The 20,401-nt window shown below is 47.0% G+C and carries 22 protein-coding genes; 1 reads left to right on the top strand and 21 read right to left on the bottom strand.

The features are described 5' to 3' along the window. Positions 1-43: 43 nt before the first annotated feature. From ymfI to A0126_RS05090, 12 genes are all read right to left on the bottom strand, one after another. On the bottom strand, positions 44-748 hold the full coding sequence (gene ymfI / locus A0126_RS05145) for an elongation factor P 5-aminopentanone reductase (RefSeq protein WP_088836703.1): 705 nt from the start codon (positions 746-748) through the stop codon (positions 44-46). A gap of 3 nt (positions 749-751) precedes the next feature. Continuing rightward, on the bottom strand, positions 752-2,020 hold the full coding sequence (gene yfmH / locus A0126_RS05140) for an EF-P 5-aminopentanol modification-associated protein YfmH (protein ID WP_088836702.1): 1,269 nt from the start codon (positions 2,018-2,020) through the stop codon (positions 752-754). Beyond that, positions 2,020-3,273, bottom strand: a complete 1,254-nt coding sequence (yfmF, locus tag A0126_RS05135; RefSeq protein WP_088836701.1) for an EF-P 5-aminopentanol modification-associated protein YfmF — start codon at positions 3,271-3,273, stop codon at positions 2,020-2,022. Before yfmF ends, yfmH begins: the two co-directional genes overlap by 1 nt. Then, positions 3,274-3,822 carry a cob(I)yrinic acid a,c-diamide adenosyltransferase gene (locus A0126_RS05130; protein ID WP_088836700.1) on the bottom strand — a complete coding sequence of 183 codons (549 nt, stop codon included), beginning with the start codon at positions 3,820-3,822 and terminating at the stop codon, positions 3,274-3,276. A 31-nt stretch (positions 3,823-3,853) separates the two neighbouring features. Next, positions 3,854-5,581, bottom strand: a complete 1,728-nt coding sequence (locus tag A0126_RS05125; RefSeq protein WP_088838458.1) for a sensor histidine kinase — start codon at positions 5,579-5,581, stop codon at positions 3,854-3,856. 2 nt (positions 5,582-5,583) lie between these two features. Continuing rightward, a complete protein-coding gene (locus A0126_RS05120; protein ID WP_088836699.1) occupies positions 5,584-6,300 on the bottom strand; it encodes a response regulator transcription factor in 717 nt (238 codons plus the stop codon). A 221-nt stretch (positions 6,301-6,521) separates the two neighbouring features. Continuing rightward, entirely contained in the window at positions 6,522-7,688 is a 1,167-nt protein-coding gene (gene ccsB, locus A0126_RS05115) for a c-type cytochrome biogenesis protein CcsB (protein ID WP_088836698.1), read from the bottom strand. Beyond that, on the bottom strand, positions 7,685-9,223 hold the full coding sequence (locus A0126_RS05110; protein ID WP_239456862.1) for a cytochrome c biogenesis protein ResB: 1,539 nt from the start codon (positions 9,221-9,223) through the stop codon (positions 7,685-7,687). The genes ccsB and A0126_RS05110 overlap by 4 nt, the downstream gene beginning before the upstream one ends. Positions 9,224-9,244: 21 nt before the next feature. After that, positions 9,245-9,835, bottom strand: a complete 591-nt coding sequence (locus A0126_RS05105) for a redoxin domain-containing protein (RefSeq protein WP_029333174.1) — start codon at positions 9,833-9,835, stop codon at positions 9,245-9,247. A 126-nt stretch (positions 9,836-9,961) separates the two neighbouring features. Further along, positions 9,962-10,723 carry a pseudouridine synthase gene (locus A0126_RS05100; RefSeq protein ID WP_014969990.1) on the bottom strand — a complete coding sequence of 254 codons (762 nt, stop codon included), beginning with the start codon at positions 10,721-10,723 and terminating at the stop codon, positions 9,962-9,964. Next, complete coding sequence (gene scpB, locus A0126_RS05095) at positions 10,723-11,295, bottom strand: SMC-Scp complex subunit ScpB (RefSeq protein WP_029333173.1); 573 nt, start codon at positions 11,293-11,295, stop codon at positions 10,723-10,725. Before scpB ends, A0126_RS05100 begins: the two co-directional genes overlap by 1 nt. After that, positions 11,285-12,040 (bottom strand): segregation/condensation protein A, encoded by a 756-nt coding sequence (locus A0126_RS05090; protein ID WP_088836696.1) that lies wholly within the window; start codon positions 12,038-12,040, stop codon positions 11,285-11,287. Before A0126_RS05090 ends, scpB begins: the two co-directional genes overlap by 11 nt. Positions 12,041-12,134: 94 nt before the next feature. Here A0126_RS05090 and A0126_RS05085 point away from each other — a divergent pair, with 94 nt between their 5' ends. Continuing rightward, positions 12,135-12,608, top strand: coding sequence for a DUF309 domain-containing protein (locus A0126_RS05085; protein ID WP_029333171.1), 474 nt, complete (start codon positions 12,135-12,137; stop codon positions 12,606-12,608). A 20-nt stretch (positions 12,609-12,628) separates the two neighbouring features. Here A0126_RS05085 and A0126_RS05080 read toward each other — a convergent pair whose 3' ends face one another. The 9 genes from A0126_RS05080 to A0126_RS05040 form a co-directional block, all read right to left on the bottom strand. Continuing rightward, the gene (locus tag A0126_RS05080) at positions 12,629-12,976 is read right to left on the bottom strand and encodes a GNAT family N-acetyltransferase (protein ID WP_088836695.1); all 348 of its coding nucleotides are present in this window, start codon (positions 12,974-12,976) and stop codon (positions 12,629-12,631) included. A 151-nt stretch (positions 12,977-13,127) separates the two neighbouring features. Further along, positions 13,128-13,658 (bottom strand): type 1 glutamine amidotransferase domain-containing protein, encoded by a 531-nt coding sequence (locus tag A0126_RS05075; RefSeq protein WP_088836694.1) that lies wholly within the window; start codon positions 13,656-13,658, stop codon positions 13,128-13,130. A gap of 97 nt (positions 13,659-13,755) precedes the next feature. Further along, on the bottom strand, positions 13,756-14,193 hold the full coding sequence (locus A0126_RS05070; protein ID WP_088836693.1) for a peptidylprolyl isomerase: 438 nt from the start codon (positions 14,191-14,193) through the stop codon (positions 13,756-13,758). A 106-nt stretch (positions 14,194-14,299) separates the two neighbouring features. Continuing rightward, a complete protein-coding gene (locus tag A0126_RS05065) occupies positions 14,300-15,304 on the bottom strand; it encodes a S66 family peptidase (protein ID WP_088836692.1) in 1,005 nt (334 codons plus the stop codon). A gap of 97 nt (positions 15,305-15,401) precedes the next feature. Continuing rightward, on the bottom strand, positions 15,402-16,703 hold the full coding sequence (locus tag A0126_RS05060) for a pyrimidine-nucleoside phosphorylase (protein WP_088836691.1): 1,302 nt from the start codon (positions 16,701-16,703) through the stop codon (positions 15,402-15,404). Positions 16,704-16,729: 26 nt separating this feature from the next. Next, a complete protein-coding gene (locus A0126_RS05055) occupies positions 16,730-17,542 on the bottom strand; it encodes a purine-nucleoside phosphorylase (RefSeq protein ID WP_029333165.1) in 813 nt (270 codons plus the stop codon). 20 nt (positions 17,543-17,562) lie between these two features. Beyond that, complete coding sequence (gene deoB, locus A0126_RS05050) at positions 17,563-18,735, bottom strand: phosphopentomutase (protein ID WP_088836690.1); 1,173 nt, start codon at positions 18,733-18,735, stop codon at positions 17,563-17,565. A 116-nt stretch (positions 18,736-18,851) separates the two neighbouring features. Beyond that, a complete protein-coding gene (gene xerD, locus A0126_RS05045; RefSeq protein WP_088836689.1) occupies positions 18,852-19,736 on the bottom strand; it encodes a site-specific tyrosine recombinase XerD in 885 nt (294 codons plus the stop codon). Between the two features lie 124 nt (positions 19,737-19,860). Beyond that, positions 19,861-20,343: a ferric iron uptake transcriptional regulator gene (locus A0126_RS05040; protein WP_088836688.1), complete on the bottom strand. Its 483-nt coding sequence runs from the start codon at positions 20,341-20,343 to the stop codon at positions 19,861-19,863. Between the last annotated feature and the right edge of the window lie 58 nt (positions 20,344-20,401).

Below are 20,401 nucleotides of genomic sequence, written 5' to 3'. Positions count from 1 at the left end.
TTTTTGAAAAATGAAAAGCATTCCTCGTTCAATTTTCAAGCGATCACATCCACGCGCCATCAATTTTTAAAGTGGCTCCCGAGATATATCCAGCCTCTTCCCCCATTAAAAATGTGATAGCCGAGGCTACTTCTTCTTCCGTCCCGAACCGACCAGCCGGAATCTCCGCTAAGGCTTGTTCGCGATCTTCCTTCGAAAAAACAGCATTCATCGGCGTATCAATCCAACCAGGCGTGACAGCATTGATTCGTCCGTTCATTGCGCCTAGTTCTTTGCTATAGGCTTTTACGAAACCAAGTTGTGCCGCCTTACAGCTCGAATAAACGACTTCTCCGGCTACGCCGAACTCGCCTAAGACACTGCTGACGACAACGATCGACAACGGTGCGGAGAATGGTTTCTTATGTGTCAAGAACTGACTGATGCGAATGAGCGATTCGACGTGCAAGGTCATCATCGATTCAATTGAGTTCGTCGATTGATCGATTAACAGTCCACTAAAGCTCGTCCCGGCGATATGGACGAAACCATCGACTGGTGGCAAACCCTCACAAAGAGAGGCAATCTTTTCCCGATTCGACAAATCGCCTGCGACGATTTCAGTCGTCACAGGCAACTCCTGTACAAATTGCTCAAGCTCGTTTCGGCGTTGATGTGTATGCAAGACAAGTTCATGTCCGGCTGCTGCCAGGCGTCTCGCTGTCGCTAGACCGATGGCACCACTGGCACCTGTAATAAAAATCCGCATCGGTTAGACATATGGTTTGACGATTGAAATCGCTCGGTTCTCAAGCGCAAACAATTCGTCAAAACGTGCTTCAATTTCCTCTTTCGTAATCGAAGCAATCAGTGTCGGCAATGCAAACATGTTCGTGTCCGCTAAAGCATGACGTGAAAACTGATTGGCGATAAATTCCGGCGAATTCAATGCCCGTAAGAATTTCCCTTGCATCATATTCCGCTTCCGGACGACTTCCGTCTCGCTGAACGAGGGACGCTTTGTAAGAAGCTCCTCATACGCTGCGATGAAACGTTCCGGATCTTCCGTTTCCATCCCGAATGTCGCAAAAGCAAATTCTTCTTCGCTCGAATAATCAAAACTGAATGTATCGTCAATCAATCCTTCTTCATACAAGTCGAGATACGTCGACGAGGTTTGATCAAACAGGAGATGTAGGAGTAACTCACTCGTCATTTCTCGGCGGACTTGTTCTTCGCCGCGAAGTGATTCATCCTTATATCCAATCAAGACTTTCGGTGTCTTGACGTCGAGCTCGAGTTCGAATCGCGGACGTGCGACTTCTTTTGGTTCAACGCCGTAATCGCGTTCGATTGCCGGACGGTCTGTATAATCTTTTTTCGCTTGATTTTGTTTGATCAACTCAAGCGTTTCCGTAGGATTGATGTTTCCGACGACAAACAAAACCATGTTTGACGGATGATAGAATGTCCGGTAACACGTATACAAATCATCGGCTGTAATCTTGTCAATCGACTCCGGTGTACCTGCGATGTCAATCCGAACCGGGTGATTCGCGTACATCGATTCGATGAGTCCAAAAAATAGACGCCATCCGGGATTATCTTGGTACATCTGAATTTCTTGCGTAATGATGCCTTTTTCCTTCTCGACACTCTCCGGTGTAAAGTAAGGATCTTGAACGAAATCAATCAATGTTTCGAGATTTTGCTCGATCAGCGATGTCGCAGAGAACAAATACGCTGTCCGTGAGAATGATGTAAAGGCGTTCGCTGATGCACCGAGACGACCAAATTCTTGGAAGACGTCCCCTTGCAACGACTCAAACATTTTATGCTCGAGGAAGTGGGCAATCCCGTCCGGTACGCTCACCCAGTCCTCACCTTTTTTGAAACGATTGTCGATTGAACCATAGCGGGTCGTAAACGTCGCATACGTTTTTTCATAACCTTTTTTCTGAAGTAAATAAACAGACAAGCCATTGTCTAATTGTTCGAAAAATACCGTTTCGTCTGTATCATGATACGTTAACTGTTCCATTATTCTTCACCTCGCAATAAATAGACTGCCTCTAATTCGATTTTAGCGGCTAGACGGACGACATCTTCACGCGTCGCCGTCTCGATGATATGAATTTCATCTTCTAGCGTCAATCCACGCATTTTCGATCCGTTCAACCAGCCAATCAATTGTCCGGGTTGATCGAGAATTTGACGACGCGCATTGATGAGCATCGCTTTCGTTTGCGTCAACTCTTCAGCCGTAAAGTTCCCGGCTTTCAAATCGACAAGCTGTTCCTTGATGATTGTTTCTGCCCGTTCCGCTTTTTGAGTTTCGACACCGGAGTAGACATATAATGCACCATTCAACGCCGCATAACGCGATGCTGCATAATACGCGAGACTTTCTTTTTCCCGGACATTCATGAACAATTTCGAATGGGGAAATCCACCAAAAAGACCGTTGACGATTTGCATCCGGATCGAATCAGCAGATGTCGGATCGACTGCAACACGGTAGCCTAAATGTAACTTTCCTTGTTTGATTGGTTGTGTCTCTGATGAACGCTTCACACCGGCGACTTGTTTCAAGGCCGGAATATAATGACTCGTTTTTTCACTGTGCGAAGGCAAGAAGGATAATGCCTCTTCCATTTCGTCACGTGTCACATGACCGACGACGAAAACATCGATCCGGTCGTTTTCAATCATCGACCGATATGTATCGCGCAAGGAGGATGTTGTAATTGCCTCTAATCCTTCGAGCGTACCGAGTGACGACAGTGAAACGGCTTCTCCAGGGGCCATTAACTCAAGAAGACGCTGCTGGGCAAAACGCATTTTATCATCATAAAGTGAGCTGATCCGTAACGCATGGAGACGTTTTTCCTGTTTGACGAACTGTTCACGGAAGCCGCCTTCGGTTAAGTCAGGATAGAAAATCATTTGTTCGAGCAAATCAAGCGCCTCTTCAAGCAACGTCTCATGCCGTACGAGATCACCTCGGACGACGTCGAGCTGGAATGAAATAACATGCTCTTCGCCGAATTTCGAAGCATCTGCATAAAGTCCCGCATCATATAAGGTTTCGAGTGGTTCACGTAGCGCCTTCATCGATGGATAGGCCGCTGTCGATTTTTCCATGATGTACGGTAAGATCGCCCGGCTCGTCAGCGTTTTTTCTTCAAGTGGTGCAGAAAATGTGACGAGTACGGTCGTTGTCTTGAATTTATCGGTCGGGACGAGATGGTACGTCGTCCCCTCTTTTTTCCACGTTTCGAATGACTGACTCATTTACTCTCCATCCTTTCGTTTAAACACATGTGCACTGCGAAGGTATTCAATATCTGCTGTTTGATTGACTGCATTCTCATAACGCGCTGCGGCAAAGAAAAAGTCACTCAGTCGGTTGATGAATGGCAAGAGGTGACGGGCTTGTGCGACATCGACCATCGAACGTTCAATCCGTCGACAAATCGTTCGCGCAACATGCAGGCTTGCCGCTGCTTCCGTTCCGCCTGGCAAGATAAACTTATCGAGCGGGGGAGATAATTCCGTTAAACTATCAATCCAACTCTCAAGATTTTCTGTCGCAGTTTGACTCAAGCGGGATTCTTTTTGTTCGACGTACATTAAGTCACTTCCACAATCAAACAAGGCATGTTGAATGACAATCAATTGTTCTTTTACTTCAATCGAAGTTGCTTTTGTCCGTGCGAGGCCGACGAAGCTGTTCAGTTCATCCAGTTCACCCATCAAATCGATTTGCACATCATTTTTTTTAACGCGGCCACCGACGAGCGATGTTTCCCCTGAATCCCCGGTTTTTGTATAAATCTTCATTTTTCTCACTCCTATAGCGAAAGGAAGCGAATCAGAGAGTTCGCTTCCTTTGTTTTTTCGGTAATCGAATTCGGAATGTCGAGCCTTCGCCGAGCTGGCTCTCGACTTCGACCTCCCCTTCATGCGATCGGACGACGTTCACGACAATCGCGAGACCGATCCCTGTCCCCGTCTTGCCACGCGTCCTTGCTTTGTCCGCCTTATAGAAACGATCAAAAACGAACGGGACATCTTCTTCCGGAATTCCTGTACCGGAATCAATTACGGATAGGAATATGTTTTCCCTATCTTCCGTAATGTTAATCTCGATTTGACCATCCTCGGTGTAACGAAGCGCATTGCCGAGTAAGTTCGTCAACACTTGCTCCATTTGATCGGGATCCGCCTCGAACTCGACGTTCGGTCCGACGACGTCAAACGATACACGTTTGTCGCGTCCCATTTGCTTGAATTTTTTAATCATCCGTTTTGCAAACGGGACTGCTTCCATCGGTTCAATCCGTAACTCTTGATGACCTGCCTCCATTCGGGCAAGATCGAGTAAATCATTGACGAGACGCGATAGACGTTGCGACTCATCATAAATGATTGAAGCAAATTCTTTTGTCGCTTCATCGCTTTCCGTCATCCCGTCGACGATCGCTTCCGAGTACCCTTGGAGCATGACGAGCGGTGTCCGCAATTCATGACTGACGTTCGCAACGAAGTCGGCGCGCATCTTCTCGAGCTGCTGCGCTTCTGTCATGTCCCGTAAAACGGCAACAGCACCAATCTGCTCTTCGTGCTCAAGTAACGGACTGACGATAATGATGTAATAACGACCTTCCCGTTCAAAGGAAACAGTCATTTCTGTCTCTGTCCGCATGACGGTCTTGAACAAATCAATCAGTTCTTCCGGAACCGGTGCCCCTGCCAAAAAATCTTCTGCCGGCGGATTTGTCGCGAGCAACTCCCCGGAATCAGAGAACGTCAAGACGCCATCTGCCATACAGCGTAAAATGGATGACAACAGATGTCGTTCTTTATCGAGATCCGTGACATATTGATTCAATTGGCTGCTCATTTCATTGAATGCCAACGCCAAGTCCCCGATTTCATCGCGTGAACGTTGCGTCAGACTTTGGTCGAACTTTCCTTCTCCGGCTTCGACGACAGCTTGACGAATCGTCCGCAGCGGCGCCGTAATGCGCGTCGAGAGGAAGAAGGCGAATACGGTTGTCCCGATGATCGCAAGCAGGACACAGAGTTGAATGATCTGCCTCGCGCCTTCATTCGCCTGTTCGATGTTCGTCAGTTCTTCAATCAAATACGTCGTTCCCGCCTCACTTGATGTGACGAGCGGGGCACGATAGGCGAGTGCTGCCTTGCCATTGAATACTTCATAGTTCCCAATCGCCGTCTCGCCCTCTTCACCGTCAACTGCTTTCCAGTTCTGACGCTCGAGCTCCTTAATCATACGTCGTGCCTTTTCCTCTGAAATATTCGTTTGAATCGTTTCGTCCTTCGTTGTCGCAATCAACGTCGCCCCGTAAATATCCGTAATTTCGACGGCGGTCGCCGACCCTTCCTCTAGCCCATCGTGCGCTTGGAAAACGGTCTCGACTTGTTGACCTAGCTTCGCGAGATGTCCTCGTTCTTGTTCAATGTGAAACGAGTTAAAAAATTCGAGCAACAAAATCGTCAAAGCAATTAAAACGACAGAAACGAGCAGTAAAATCGTTCCCCATAATTTGATGACGACACTCTGTAACCACTTCATCGTCAAGCAGGACTATTCTCGAATTTGTAACCGACACCCCAGACTGTCGTGATCATCTGAGCCGCGCTCGGTGACAAGCGGTTTAGTTTTTCCCGCAATCGCTTAACGTGTGTGTCGACCGTCCGCAAATCACCAAAGAATTCATAATTCCAGACCTCTTTTAATAACTGTTCCCGTGAAAAGACTTTATCCGTCTGCTTCGCGAGGAAGTAGAGCAATTCGTATTCTTTTGGCGTCAAGTTGACTTCTTGCCCTTCGACCGTCACGCGGTGCGCATCATTATCAATCGTCAGATGTGGGAAGACGATAACATCTTTTGTTTTCGCATCCGTATGCAAGAACTTCGTTGCGCTGGCACGTCGCAGAATGGCCTTGACCCGAAGCACGACTTCGCGTGGACTGAACGGTTTAACGATATAATCGTCCGCTCCCATTTCAAAACCATGAACACGATTCGTTTCTTCCCCTTTTGCCGTCAACATGACGATCGGCGTCGCTTTTGTTTTGCGCAACTCTTCACAGACCTGCATACCATCGAGCTTCGGCATCATCAAATCAAGTAGAATGACATCATATTCCGTTTCAAGCGCCATTTCGAGCGCCATCTCGCCGTTGTCTGCTTCCTCAATCGTAAAGTTCTCCCGTTCGAGGTACATTTTTAATAAGCGTCGAATCCGTTCTTCATCATCGACGACTAAAATACGAGCTTCTTCTGACATCGGTTGATTCCTCCCATAAACTAGTCTCTCTTCTCTATCCTACTACTCTTTTAGTATACTATGAAACAAAAAGAAAAAACTTCCCTAACCGGTTAGACAGAAAAGGGTGATTGATTCATTTCATGTTTCCTTTAAAATCAAATATTTGATGCTTGGACGAAGAAAGGGAGTCACCAATCGATGTCATTCATCGATCGGTGACTCCCTGTTTCATTTTTTAGTCAGGCGTAAGAATGAAGACCTGCGACAACGAGGTTGACGAACACCAGGTTGAACATGATGACCCCAAACCCACCGACACACAACCAGGCTGATTTTTTACCGATCCAGCCACGCTGAATGCGCATGTGCAGGTAGAAGACGTAAAATAACGCCGTAATCAATGCCCAAACCTCTTTCGGGTCCCAGCCCCAATAGCGGCTCCATGCCATCTGGGCCCAAATCATCGCAAAAATCAAACCGCCCAGGATGAAGACCGGTAAGCCGATCGCAATTGCACGATAGCTGATTTCATCTGCTGTTTCTAAGTCGATTTTACGGGCGATCGGTTTTAAGCTTTCCGCAAGACGCTTCCGTAAGATGACAAATCGAAGGAGTACGTACAAGACGAGACCACCGATCAGTGACCAAAGAACTGTATTGACTTTGTTCGCGTTCAAGAAGTTCGGCAGTTCGACGACTGCGCCCGATCCCGAAATGACTTTTCCGCCTTCCGGACCAGTCAACACGGGCATCGTATAGTCGTGTTGCATCGTCGCGCCGTTTTTCGCAACATATTCAATCGTCGCATTCGTCGAAAGTGCGTTAAATAACAATCCGACAAGAATATAACCGACCACGCATGTTAACGAAAACATGACGACTTCAAGCCACGTCCGTGTTTTTGATTCTTTTCTGAAATCTGTTGCGTGAATCAGGTAAAGTAATCCTGTCGCGAAGCTGACCGCGAGGATTCCTTCGCCAAGTGCAGCTGTCGTGACGTGAATTTTCAACCAGACACTTTGAAGTGCCGGAATGAGTGGTTGGACCTCATCCGGGAACATCGATGCATAGGCGATGACGAGCAAAGCAATCGGCATCGCGACTAATCCTAAAACGTTGTTCCGGTAAATCCCGTAGACAATCAGGAAACCAAGAACCATCATCATCCCGAAGAATGTCGTATATTCATATAAGTTCGACACAGGAACGTGCCCCGCTCCTGCCCAGCGTGTAAAGAAATAACCAAGTTGTGTCGCAAATCCAATAATCGCGAGCGTAAAGGCAATCTTACCTGACCGGCTCGGTCCCTTTTTCCCACTCGTCGCAACCGCAAAAAATCCGGTACTGATGAGATACAAGATAAACGATGTCAGCAGTAAATTCCCACTCAAATTAAGCAAATTCATTCTGATTCCCCCTCTTCCCGCAACTTCTGCCGGTCTTCTAGTTGAGGAAGACCTACTTCTGTCAAGGCGAGATTGGCTTCTTTTTGAAGCCCTAACGCGTTCTTGTTCGTAAAGCCGGCAATGTTAATCCGACCGTTTGTTTCTCTAATCCAAAGGCGACGATGCGGCCAGTACATGCCGATGAGCAGACCCGCCATAAAGATTACTCCACCGATGAACAGGAACGGCAGCGTCAAATCTTTTTTAATCCGCACTCCCGAGATATTCGACAGTTCAGTCCCGGCAAAGCCCATCTTGTATTGATTTTCGTCCCCGCCGACATTGAGCTTAATCCCGATCAGACTCCGTTCGCCTTCCGGGTGCTCCGGTGACTTGATGTTAAAGACGAATGCCGGATTGACCGGCCGTGAAGAATTTGTCGTCGGTTTTCCGTCTTTGACGACGAAGTCCGGTAAAAAGTCTTTTAACTCGACTTCGTAGCCATCCTTCAATTCATACGTCGAGTCCGGGTTGCGTAAATCGACTTCAATCGTATCGACAACTTTTCCGGTTTTTTGATTTTCGATATTAAACGACATCGTCTTGAATTCAGGATCTGCCGCATATTGTTCCTGGAAGACTTGATAGTTTTCGAATTCAAACGGTTGGTTAACGGCCGTTTCACCAGATTTTACTTTTTCAAGTTCCGGTTTAAAATCATCCGTCATGCCCGTCTTTTTATACAACGTCATTTTCGTATCGTAGTTTTTCGGAACACTACCACCCGCTCGTTTCAGCGCTTCACTGAATTTCGCGTCGACCTTTTCCGGGTCATAAAATTCGATATTGAAGGCATTGTTTTCGAGGTAATACTCGTTGTCCGTCGCTTCGATCGGCAACGTTTCACCTTCACGAAGCCACAGCAACTCATCTTCATGCATCCCTGGTACAATCCGTAACATCGCGCCACCAAAGAATAAGACGAGTCCGATGTGATTGATGTATGGACCCCAACGTCCAAACCGTTGTTTTTCTGCTAATAAAGCGCCGTCCTGTCGACGGATTTTATAGCCTTTCTTTTTTAACAACGGCTCAATCGCGTCAATTTGTTTTACCGTTCCAGCCGTCTCAGCGCCAAATCGCTGACCGCCCATAAAACGGTCAGACTGGATGACCGGTTGTTTCTTCAACGCTCGATAGAGCGGGAAGAAGCGGTCGATCGATACGATGATGATAGATAAAAGTAATAAGGTGATCAGTCCGATGTACCACCACGATTCAAAGAGATTATGAAATCCTAATGCATAGTAGATATCGCCTGCCGTACCGTATTCCTTACCATAAAATTCTTCTGGCGGTGTCGCTTGCGGGATATACATTTCCTGCGGGAAAATCGTCCCGACACCACTTGCGAGAATGATTAAGCCAATCAACCACAGTCCGACTTTAACGGAAGAGAAGAATGTCCATGTTCGGTCAATCCACGACTGTTTTTTTCGTTTTGAACGAAGCTCTGCTTCTTCATAACGCATGTCCAGTTGCTTATATTCCTGCATCATCAATTCCCCCTCGATGCGTTACTCGTTTGCTTTTTTAATCATTTCTTCCAACTTCGCCTGATCAATTTCACCCTCATACTTTTCGACGACTTCGCCTTCTTTATTGATGATGAATGTGACCGGTAAGTTATAAATGCCGTACGCTTTCTCGACGGAACTGTTCGTATCCATCAAAATCGGATAGTCCGTTCCACCAATTTCCTTGATGAAGCTCGAGACGCGAACCGGTGTTTCGCCGACATTGACGGCTACAAAATTGACATTTTCATCTTGCATCATGCTGTAGTTGTCGTTAATCAATGGCATCTCTTTTTTACACGGTTCACAAAACGTTCCCCAAAAATTAAGCAAGAGTCCTTTTCCAGCATACTCATCCATCGAGTGTTGTTTCTCACCATACAAGTCGACGAGCGTAAAGCCAGGTGCATCGTCTCCCGCCATGACACGACCATTTTTATCGCGTGTCGCTTGATCGACGAACTGCATGATGACGACCGCACCAGCAAACAAGACGATCGTCATGATCATCAGTCGCCAGAATGAGCGTTTCTTCTTTTTTTGTTTAGCGGCTTCGAGCCGCTCTTCCGGGTTTTGCTTCGTTTTTTTCATGTTATACCGCCTCCACCCATATTGTACTTGAAATCGCTTAAATGTTGAGACAATGTGAAATACGTTAATTGTTTTGTCACAAAAAAAGAAAACTCAACCTATAGGATGAGCTTTCCGCTTTACAAATTAACGTTTTTTTGTGTTCTTACGTCTTTTCGTAGGTGGCGCGACGGGATCCGCTAGCTCACGCAATTGATTGACTTCTTTTTTTGAAAGTTCACGCCAGTCCCCTGAAGTGAGTCCAGCTAACGTCAAGAATCCGAACTGCTCCCGCTTCAACTTGATGACTTCTGCGCCGAGTGTTTCGACCATCTGACGGACTTGACGGTTATGTCCTTCGTAGATGACCATCTCGAGGATTGCCGTATTCTTTTTCTTGTCGACATCACGCATTTCGACGCGTGCTTTGCCTGTCTTGAATCCGTCTGGTAAGACGACACCCTTTTCCAGACCTTTGACGTGGTAATAATCCGGCACGCCTTTGATTTTAACGATGTAACGCTTCGGTACTTTGTATTTCGGGTGCAGTAAGAGGTTTGAAAATTCACCGTCATTCGTCAATAAAAGTAAGCCGCTCGTATTGTAGTCAAGACGACCGACCGGGAAAACACGATGGCCCGGCGGCACAAGATCAACAACCGTTTTACGTCCCTTATCATCTTCAACCGTCGAGACGACACCTGTCGGCTTATACAGCATATAGTAGACATGCTCTTCCCGTTCGAGCTTGACGCCGTCGACTTCGACTTCAGCACGTCCGCCGACTTTCGTTCCAAGCTCTGTGATGACTTTTCCGTTGACCTTAACGCGACCTTCTGTAATTAATTCTTCTGCTTTGCGTCGTGATGCGACACCAGCTTGTGCGATAATTTTTTGTAGACGTTCCATTAATTTATTCTCTCCTCTAGTGACGGTTCATTCCTGAAAAATAGATCGCCATCCGCTTCGAACGTTTCTTCGAATTCGAGCGGAGGTAACTCCTCGATACTATTGAGACCAAAATGGTCCAAGAAATGATCGGTCGTTTTATACAATTTAGCTCGCCCGACGCCTTTCGCACGCCCAGCTTCTTCAATTAATCCTTTTGCACTGAGCGTATGAATGACACGCTCTGTCTTGACGCCGCGAATGACTTCGATGTCTGCACGCGTGACAGGCTGCTTGTAGGCGATGATGACGAGCGTCTCCATTGCAGCACGAGACAAACTGTCTTCCGCGAGTGATCCCGCGTAGGCTTGAACGTACGGTGACATCTCTTTTCGTGTCACCATCTTAAAGACGCCACCGGACTCAACAATTTGAAGGACACGTCCTTCCGACTCAAACAATTGCTGGACCGCATGCAGTTGTTCGCGCGCTGCTGCTTCACTGATTTCAAGCACTTGGCTCAGGCCACGTGGATCGATGCCATCATCTCCGACGACAAACAATAGACTTTCAATGATTCGATCATACGCCAATCGGATTCTCCTCCTTCGCCAAGGTCCGTAATAAAATATCGTCGTTCATCTGCTCGCAAGCAATGACCCGTTGTTTGACGAGTTCAAGGACAGCAAGAAAACTGACGACGAGTTCTTCGACTGTCGGTTGTTCCGTAAAGAAGCCAAAAAAGGTCGTCCGTTCTCGCGACAGTACATATTCTGATACATGAACCATCTGTTGCTCCAGTGTCCGTTCCTCACGTTTGACCGTCTTCGACCGTCTCACTTTCCAGGCAACACGTTGTCGCATTTTTTCATAGGCACGCAACAAATCACTAAATGATAACGTTCCGTTATAGTCATTTGTTTCTGTATCCAGATAACGCAACAGGTCTTCCGGTTGTTTTGAAAAAAGCTCGAGTCGTGCTTCTTCCTTTTCCTTCAACACAACCGCTGCTTCCTTATACGCTTTGTACTCAATCAATTGTTGAATCAAACCTTCTCGCGTCGGCTCCTCATCAAAATCAGGAACCTCCTCGAACTCCGATTGTTCAATCGGTAACAGCTGTTTACTTTTCAGTTGCAAGAGCGTCGCAGCCATGACAAGATATTCACTAGCAACATCGAGTTCAAGATGCTGCATAGCTCGAATATAGGACACATATTGATCCGTCACGATTGAGACGGAAATATCGTAAATGTCGATTTCTAGTTTCCCAATCAAGTGTAACAGTAAATCCAAAGGGCCTTCAAACGCATCCATCTTCACACTATATGATTCCATGATTCTCCCTGCCCATCAACGTTTTTTGCGCCTTAGTATACCATACATCGTTACTGTTCGACTATGCTATATTAAAAGGAAAGGAGGTGCTCTCATGCACCCGATCGAACAATTTACTTTCGAATTCAATATACAAGAAGATTACTTCGAATGCCATGAAGTATTAGAAGAACTTTGGCAAGCCGGCAATCGGACGGACGAATCACTCGTCGCTTTGATTCAATTAGCCGTCGCCCGGTATCATCACCGGCGCGGTAATGTGACCGGCGCGATGCGGACCTATCCGAAAGCCTTTCAAAAAATCGAACGGCATGCAGCGTCAATTACCCAACTCGGCATCGATGCCACGCAACTGCTTACGTTAAAGTCCGCTTTTATGGAGCCGGAATACCGGAGAATCCATTTACCAGTAGACGAAAGACTCGAACAACGAATGAAGACCCAATCACTCGAACCGCTTGATCGAACCTTTTTAATCGACAAACACCGGTTACGAAACCGGCAAGACGTCATCGACGCAAGGCAAGCCGCACTTAAAAATCGCGGGAAATGGAAAAACCGGCCCTGAAATAAACGGACCGGTTTTTTTCATTGATTTTTCCACTTTTCAACAAGACGACTTGTTTCTTCAGTCGAGCCGATGATATCGAGACGCATCATCTTCGCCGCAGCGTCGAGTAATGTGTACGACATCCGCTCCCCGCGGAACGATGGAGACAATGCGATGTGGCTCAATTCAGCGTGGCCATCCACTAATTGAAAACCGATCACTCCTACGAAGTCTTCATCCTGTTTGTAAAGATACAATTGACGATCTTCTTCTTGTTCATAGGCTTGAACCGTTTCAAGCAAATACTTCGGATCCTTCACTTCACACGAAAAGGCGATTAACCCCATCGCGGTCCGTTCATTCAGCTTCTTATATTTTACTAGCATCTGATTCTACACCTTCCTAATTTCAACAACTCTCAGGACCATGAACGACTGAGACTCATTTATTCTACACCTTATCGGCTAGAATTACTTCATTTTTTTGTCGAGAAGGACAAAAAGAAGGAGTGAATCACTTCACCCCACCTTTTCCGAATTATGACTTCGACTTTTCTAACACGGCGATGAATTCACGCATATAGTCAGGTAGATCGGGCGGTCTCCGACTTGAGACGATGTGTCCGTCGACGACGACCGGCTCATCGTGCCACACTGCGCCCGCATTCGTCATGTCGTCTTTAATCCCCGGCGTACTCGTGACGTTGACACCTTTGAGTACATCTGCTGAAATTAAAACCCATCCCGCATGACAGATTTGACCAATCGGCTGTTTTTGTTCGTCGAAGTGTCGGACCATTTTCAAGACCGAATCAAACCGCCGTAATAAATCCGGTGACCAACCACCCGGAACGAGAATCGCGTCGTAGTCTGCTGGATTAATGTCAGCAAACGCGATGTCGGAGACGATTGGAACACCGTATTTCCCGATATACTTTTCATTTGCTTTCTCACCCACGATGTCGACCGTTGCCCCTTCTTCACGTAACCGGTGGACCGGGTACCATAACTCTAAATCCTCAAAATCATTACTGACGAGTTGAATCACTTTTTTACCTTGTAAACGCATCATGAAACGCCTCCTGAAATTCTATTTGTGCCTTATTATCTGTTCCCTTAGTCTAAAAAACAAAAACTCCCCTTCTAGTTGAAGAGGAGTCAGACACTTATGCTTCTACGCGAATTTCTTTAATGCCTGCGCCTTGCTTCATTTTTTGAGCATGCTCAAGTCCTGAAGTGACTTGTCCGAAGACTGTATGCACACCGTCAAGGTGCGGTTGCGGCTCGTGGACGACGAAGAACTGACTCGAACCTGTGTCGCGACCAGCGTGCGCCATCGAGAGTGAACCTGCTTTGTGTTTGTGCGGGTACGAAGTTGACGTTTCACATGGGATTGTTTTCCCAGAACCGCCTGTACCGTTCCCGATTGGGCAGCCGCCTTGTGAGACGAAGCCCGGGATGACACGGTGGAAGTTCAATCCATCGTAGAAGTTCGAGTTCGCAAGGCTCTCGAAGTTTTCTGTTGTAATCGGTGCATCGTCGTTAAAGAGTTCAAAATCAATTTTATTTCCGTCTTCTAATAAGATATATCCAGTTTTTTGCATTGTATACCAACCTTTCGCGCTTTTCAGCTAATGGTGTTCGTCACAAGCAACTTGTGACTCCATGGAACAGTGTACCAAATTTTTTCGGAAAACGCAGGTTTTTTACTCAGTTGACGGCAGAATCTACTATTTCAATTTCAATTTCATCACCGACACGAACGGAAGCTGTTACACCGAGTGGCAATGTCAGAACCGGATCCGTATGACCGAAGTCAGCGTCGAGGACAATCGGGAAGTCGTAGCCGCGTGTTGCCCGTAAAATGATGTCTTTCAATGTAAAGTCCGGATCAAAATCGACCTGACTCTCGAACCGGCCGATAACGAGTGCTGAAATCTCATCATACACACCAAGATGCCGCAACTGTGTAAAATAACGGTCGATCGTTTCCGGTGTTTCGCTTCCGTCATCTTCGAGCATCAAGACAACATCTTCGAAAGACGGCATATACGATGTACCTGCAAGTAACAAGAGTGTGCCACAGTTTCCGGCAAGAATCGGTCCTGTCCCCTCGCCTGTACGACCAATCAACATCCCCGCATTCGGTTGTCGTTTTTTCGGACGGTCGTCATGTACGTCCCAGCGGAGTACTTCATCCGTCCACTCGGATGAGGCGACGATTTTCCCAATCGGTTCCGTCTGCATCAACGTTCGCTTGAACGACTGTTCAGTATAGTCGTCAAGACCGTCCAGTAGACCGAACTGCGGCAAAATCGCCGGCCCTAAAAACGTCGTCAAACCTGTTTTTGCATAAATCGCAGCATGCAGTGCCGTGATGTCACTATAGCCGAGTAAAATTTTCGGGTTTTCCCGAATCAAGTCATAATCGAGCTCATCTAACAGCTGATGCGAGTTGAAGCCGCCGATCGTCGCGATGATCGCTTTGACTTCCGGATCGCGAAACGCCATATGTAAGTCTTGCACCCGTTCGCCAATCGTTCCTGCCGTATGACTATGGACTGCCGTCGCATTCGGCATCACAAGGACCTGAAAGCCCATCCGTTCCAATGTTTCAATGCCGCGTTGCAATCGGCGCGGCACGTAGGCTGCAATCGCTGATGCGGGTGACACGATCGCGATTGTATCGCCTTCTTTTAATCGAGCTGGTTTCATCTTTTTTCCTCCTTCTTCTTTTGGAAAAACCTGACTTTCATCATAACAAAAAAAGTAGCAAATTGGGAAGAAGACCCAACTTGCTACTTTACATGATTTAATCGATGACAGCGTGAACGAGCGGACGTTCTTCCGGTTTCGTTTCACTGATATGATACGCATGATCCATTTTCTCAATTGCTTGATCAAGCGTTTCTTTATTCGAACGAAGTGTCGCGATGACATCGCCGACTTCAACACGATCGCCGACTTTTTTCAATAACGTGACGCTTGCTGCATGATCGATGACGTCTGTTTTCGTCGCTCGGCCCGCTCCAAGAATCATCGCTGCGACACCGACTTCATCGGCGATGATTTCAGAGACATAACCTGCTTTTGATGCCACGAAGTCTTTTTGGTATTTCGTTTCAAGTGCTTTTGACATATCGTCAACGAGTGACGCGTCGCCACCTTGCGCTGCGATGAACTTTTTAAAGACGTCGAGTGCTGCACCGTTCGCGAGGCGTGTCTCGAGATCGGCATACGCTTCGTCGAACGTCGGGTAGAACTCACCAAGGACTGCCATATGTGAGGCAATCGTCAAGGCGATGACTTTCAAGTCACGCACATCTTTACCTTGTAAGACTTCGATTGCTTCTTTGACTTCGTTTGCGTTCCCGATTTCGTTTCCGAGTGGCTGATCCATGTCCGTGATGACGGCAATCGTTTTCCGGTTGACACTTTTCCCGATTGAAACCATCTCTGTCGCAAGTGCTTTCGCGTCCTCAAACGACTTCATGAAAGCACCTGAACCCGTTTTAACATCAAGAACGATGCTATCAGCGCCGGCCGCAATTTTTTTCGACATGATTGAACTTGCAATCAACGGAATCGAATTGACTGTTGCTGTCACGTCACGTAATGCGTAAAGTTTTTTGTCAGCAGGTGTTAAGTTCCCGGTCTGACCGATGATTGCCATCTTGATGTCGTTGACTTGGCTGACGAAGGCTTCTTCCGATAATTCAACATCGAAACCAGGGAAGGCTTCCAATTTATCGATTGTTCCACCTGTATGACCAAGACCGCGTCCGCTCATCTTCGCAACCGGAATTCCGATTGACGCGACGAGTGGTGCAACAATCAGACTGATTTTATCGCCGACGCCGCCTGTTGAGTGTTTGTCGACTTTTTTGCCGTGAATCCGTGATAAGTCGATGACGTCACCTGATTCGACCATCGCCATCGTCAAATCTGCGATTTCACGATCTGACATCCCTTGATAAAAAATGGCCATCGACATCGCTGACATTTGATAATCCGGAACGTCCCCGTTCGTGAATCCTTCGACCATTGCTTTAATATCGGCTGTTGGTAACTCGCCGCCGTCTCGTTTCGTTGCAATCAAATCTACCATACGCATAATCTATTTCCTCCTCTAAGGTGTTGTTACATTTTTTTGATCGAACCACGAACGAGCGACAGGAAGTGTGCCCGGACCCGTTCCGTCGTTTCGATGACTTCATCGTGATGGAGCGGCTGATCTAAGATACCTGCTGCCATGTTTGATACACATGAGATTCCGAGTACGCGCATGTCTGAGTGACGTGCGACGATGACTTCAGGAACCGTCGACATGCCGACGACATCTCCACCAAGCATCCGTGCCATTTTGACTTCAGCCGGCGTTTCATATGTCGGACCGGTGTTGCCGAAGTAAACGCCTTGACGAACATTGATTCCGAGCTCATCTGCCGTCGCTTGGGCAAGTTCCAGTAATTCTTTATCATACGGCTTCGACATGTCCGGGAAACGTGGTCCCATCTCATCGACGTTCTTACCGATCAACGGATTCGTTCCGAAGAAATTGATGTGATCTGTGATCAACATGAGATCTCCCGGTTCAAATGCTTCGTTACAAGCACCCGCTGCATTCGTCACGATTAATGTTTCGACGCCGATTGCTTTCATGACACGAACTGGGAATGTGACCATTTCCATCGAGTAGCCTTCATAGAAGTGGAATCGTCCTTGCATCGCGACGACTTGTTTGCCTTCGAGCGTCCCGAAGACGAGTTGTCCCGCATGTCCTTCCACTGTCGAAACAGGGAAGTTCGGAATATCGCCATACGGAATCGCGATTGGATTTTCAATTTCATCAGCCAGTACGCCGAGACCTGATCCGAGAATCAAACCGATTTCCGGCTTTGCCTGCATTTTACTTTCTAAATATGAACGTGTTTCATTCCAGTTGACTGTCATCCAAAATCGCTCCTTTGAAATTAAAGTTCTGTTAAAAAGCTTTTTCCGTGTGCCGGCATTTTAACACCGAAGTTTGCAGCAACCGTCGCTCCAAGATCAGCAAATGTTGCACGCGTTCCTAAATCGTTTGCGACACCAGATTTTTGGTACGCAAGAAGCGGGACATACTCACGCGTGTGATCTGTTCCAGCGTGAATCGGATCGTTTCCGTGGTCAGCTGTAATGATTAAGAGATCATCTTCTTGCATCCGCTCGAATACTTCCGGGAGACGTGCATCAAATTCTTCAAGTGCATCCCCGTAACCTTGCGGGTCACGACGATGTCCGAACAAGGCATCGAAGTCAACAAGGTTCAAGAAGCAAAGCCCTGTGAAGTCACGTTCGAGTTGACCAACGAGTTGGTCCATTCCGTCCATGTTCGATTTCGTACGAATTGCATCCGTCACACCTTCACCGTCAAAGATGTCAGCGATTTTTCCGAGCGAAATGACATCGAATCCAGCTGTCTCAAGCTCATTCATGACAGTCCGGTCAAACGGTTTTAAGGCATAGTCGTGACGGTTCGATGTCCGAACCCATGCGCCTTGCTCCCCAAGGAATGGACGTGCGATGATGCGACCGAGCATGTATGGATCGTCGCGCGTGATATCACGTGCATATTCACAAATTCGGTAAAGTTCTTCGAGTGGGACGACTTCTTCGTGGGCTGCAATCTGTAAGACAGAGTCAGCAGATGTATAGACGATCAATGCGCCCGTTTCGACGTGTTCTTGACCGAGTTCATCTAAGATTTCCGTACCAGAAGCTGGTTTGTTACCGATGATTTTCCGACCAGAGAATGCTTCAAGACGGTCAATCAAGTCAGCCGGGAATTTTTCAAAGACACGGAATGGTGTATCGATGCGAAGACCCATGATCTCCCAGTGTCCCGTCATCGTATCTTTCCCCGCCGATACTTCTTCCATTTTACCGTATGATGCGATTGGTGCGGCATCAGCCGAAACACCTTGAACGGCTTCAATATGCGCGAGACCAAGCTTTTCCAGGTTCGGGATATTCAAGCCATTCATATGCTCTCCGATGTGACCAAGCGTATGTGCTCCTAAATCTCCAAATTGTTCCGCATCGGGTGCTTCACCGATACCAACAGAATCCATGACGACTAAAAATACACGTTTGAATTGTTGTGCCATTTGTATTTCCTCCTAATACGTACTGTAATGAACGACTGCCCTAATGATTTTCCCACAAACCGACTAGACAAAACGCTTCATTTGTCTGAAGTCAGACCTTTGTTTTATAAGGAACATCATGCACGTGGATGATGATTCTTATAGACTTCATGTAACCGACCTTTGTTGACATGCGTGTACATTTGCGTCGTCGACAAGTCGGCATGACCGAGCATCTCTTGGACAACCCGTAAATCTGCACCATTTTCAAGTAGATGAGTAGCGAATGAATGACGGAGTACATGTGGCGTAATCTCTTTTTCAATACCCGCTTCTCTTGCACGTCGTTTAATCATCTTCCAAAAACCTTGTCGCGATAACCGGCTTCCCCGACTATTCAAGAAGACATAATCCGTTTGCTGGCCCCCTAAACTGTTTCGTGCTAATTCGAGATAGGTCGTGACGCTCTCAATCGCTGTCGTGCTGATTGGAATGATTCGCGTTTTGTTCCCTTTCCCAAGACACGATAAGTAACCGAGTTCGAGCTGCAGATCGTTTAACGTCAACTGTAGCAGTTCACTGACCCGCATACCGGTACCGTATAACAGTTCAAGCATCGCCGCATCCCGTCTGACGAGCGGATCGTTTCCGACCACGGAATCAAGCAACTTAACGACGTCCGTTTGACTCCAGACGACCGGGAGCTTTTTTTCTGGTTTCGGTAAATCCAAATGACGTGACGGATCACTCTCCACTTGACGCTCTTCGACCAAATATTGATGGAACGAACGGATCGAACTCGTCGCCCGTCTGACCGTCGACCGTGACTTTTGAGCGTTCAACAAGCTCTCGATATGGAGCACGATATGATGTCGTGTCACGAATTCAAGCGAAGTCACCCCTGCTTGTTCGAGCGAATGAAGATACTGGTTTAAATCATTTCGATAGGCTGCTGCCGTATTTCCTGACATTTGCCGTTCAATGACGAGATAGTTGATAAATGCTTCCAGTTGTTGTCTCACTGAATTCATCCTCTTGGCTTAAGAAATCGCTTACTTTCCCATCATATCAAAGGTGTAAACCGTTGTGAAGAGGTCTGACCTATATTTTCAAAAAGAAAAAACCGCCCTGTGTGTGGAAGGACGGTTAGACAGTTTGTGTTTGCGTTTGTTCAAGCGCTTCACGTGCATGACGCTCCTGACAAACACGGCAAACTCCGTGGAAGGTCAAGCGATGATCTTTAATTTTAAAGTGAAACCGCGAGACGATTTCTTTTTCGACATCTTCTAACATATCATCTAAAATTTCTTCGACGGAACCACATTCGATACATACAAGGTGGTGATGCGAGTGACTCGCCCCTTCTTGTCGTAAATCGAATCGAGATACGCCATCTCCGAAGTTGACCTTATCGACGACTTCAAGCTCCGTCAATAATTCGAGCGTCCGGTACACGGTCGCGAGTCCAATATCAGAGTTTTTTTCTTTCACTAATAAAAAGACATTTTCAGCACTGAGGTGATCCGACTCATGTTCTAGCAGGATACGCACAGTCGCTTCACGTTGGGGAGTCAGCTTATATCCTTTACCGCTCAGCTGTTTTTTAATGCGTTCAACACGACTTTCCATCATAGCGCCCCCTTAGGTCGAAACTGATGCTTTTATCATAGCTGATTCTCAATCAATT

The organism is Exiguobacterium sp. N4-1P, from assembly GCF_002214325.1.
Note: the sequence above shows the minus strand (reverse complement) of the source record. Positions and strands in the feature narration are given on the sequence as shown.

Coding starts and splice junctions, on each gene's coding strand:
- A0126_RS05060 (WP_088836691.1), bottom strand. CDS start 16,703: ATGCGTATGGTAGATTTGATTGCAACGAAACGAGACGGCGGCGAGTTA.
- A0126_RS05070 (WP_088836693.1), bottom strand. CDS start 14,193: ATGCAAAAAACTGGATATATCTTATTAGAAGACGGAAATAAAATTGAT.
- A0126_RS05105 (WP_029333174.1), bottom strand. CDS start 9,835: ATGAAAAAAACGAAGCAAAACCCGGAAGAGCGGCTCGAAGCCGCTAAA.
- A0126_RS05085 (WP_029333171.1), top strand. CDS start 12,135: ATGCACCCGATCGAACAATTTACTTTCGAATTCAATATACAAGAAGAT.
- deoB (WP_088836690.1), bottom strand. CDS start 18,735: ATGGCACAACAATTCAAACGTGTATTTTTAGTCGTCATGGATTCTGTT.
- A0126_RS05080 (WP_088836695.1), bottom strand. CDS start 12,976: ATGCTAGTAAAATATAAGAAGCTGAATGAACGGACCGCGATGGGGTTA.
- A0126_RS05040 (WP_088836688.1), bottom strand. CDS start 20,343: ATGGAAAGTCGTGTTGAACGCATTAAAAAACAGCTGAGCGGTAAAGGA.
- A0126_RS05090 (WP_088836696.1), bottom strand. CDS start 12,040: ATGGAATCATATAGTGTGAAGATGGATGCGTTTGAAGGCCCTTTGGAT.
- A0126_RS05075 (WP_088836694.1), bottom strand. CDS start 13,658: ATGCGTTTACAAGGTAAAAAAGTGATTCAACTCGTCAGTAATGATTTT.
- ccsB (WP_088836698.1), bottom strand. CDS start 7,688: ATGAATTTGCTTAATTTGAGTGGGAATTTACTGCTGACATCGTTTATC.
- ymfI (WP_088836703.1), bottom strand. CDS start 748: ATGCGGATTTTTATTACAGGTGCCAGTGGTGCCATCGGTCTAGCGACA.
- A0126_RS05100 (WP_014969990.1), bottom strand. CDS start 10,723: ATGGAACGTCTACAAAAAATTATCGCACAAGCTGGTGTCGCATCACGA.
- A0126_RS05120 (WP_088836699.1), bottom strand. CDS start 6,300: ATGTCAGAAGAAGCTCGTATTTTAGTCGTCGATGATGAAGAACGGATT.
- yfmF (WP_088836701.1), bottom strand. CDS start 3,273: ATGAGTCAGTCATTCGAAACGTGGAAAAAAGAGGGGACGACGTACCAT.
- A0126_RS05130 (WP_088836700.1), bottom strand. CDS start 3,822: ATGAAGATTTATACAAAAACCGGGGATTCAGGGGAAACATCGCTCGTC.
- A0126_RS05125 (WP_088838458.1), bottom strand. CDS start 5,581: ATGAAGTGGTTACAGAGTGTCGTCATCAAATTATGGGGAACGATTTTA.
- A0126_RS05055 (WP_029333165.1), bottom strand. CDS start 17,542: ATGACAGTCAACTGGAATGAAACACGTTCATATTTAGAAAGTAAAATG.
- yfmH (WP_088836702.1), bottom strand. CDS start 2,020: ATGGAACAGTTAACGTATCATGATACAGACGAAACGGTATTTTTCGAA.
- A0126_RS05110 (WP_239456862.1), bottom strand. CDS start 9,223: ATGCAGGAATATAAGCAACTGGACATGCGTTATGAAGAAGCAGAGCTT.
- A0126_RS05065 (WP_088836692.1), bottom strand. CDS start 15,304: ATGAAACCAGCTCGATTAAAAGAAGGCGATACAATCGCGATCGTGTCA.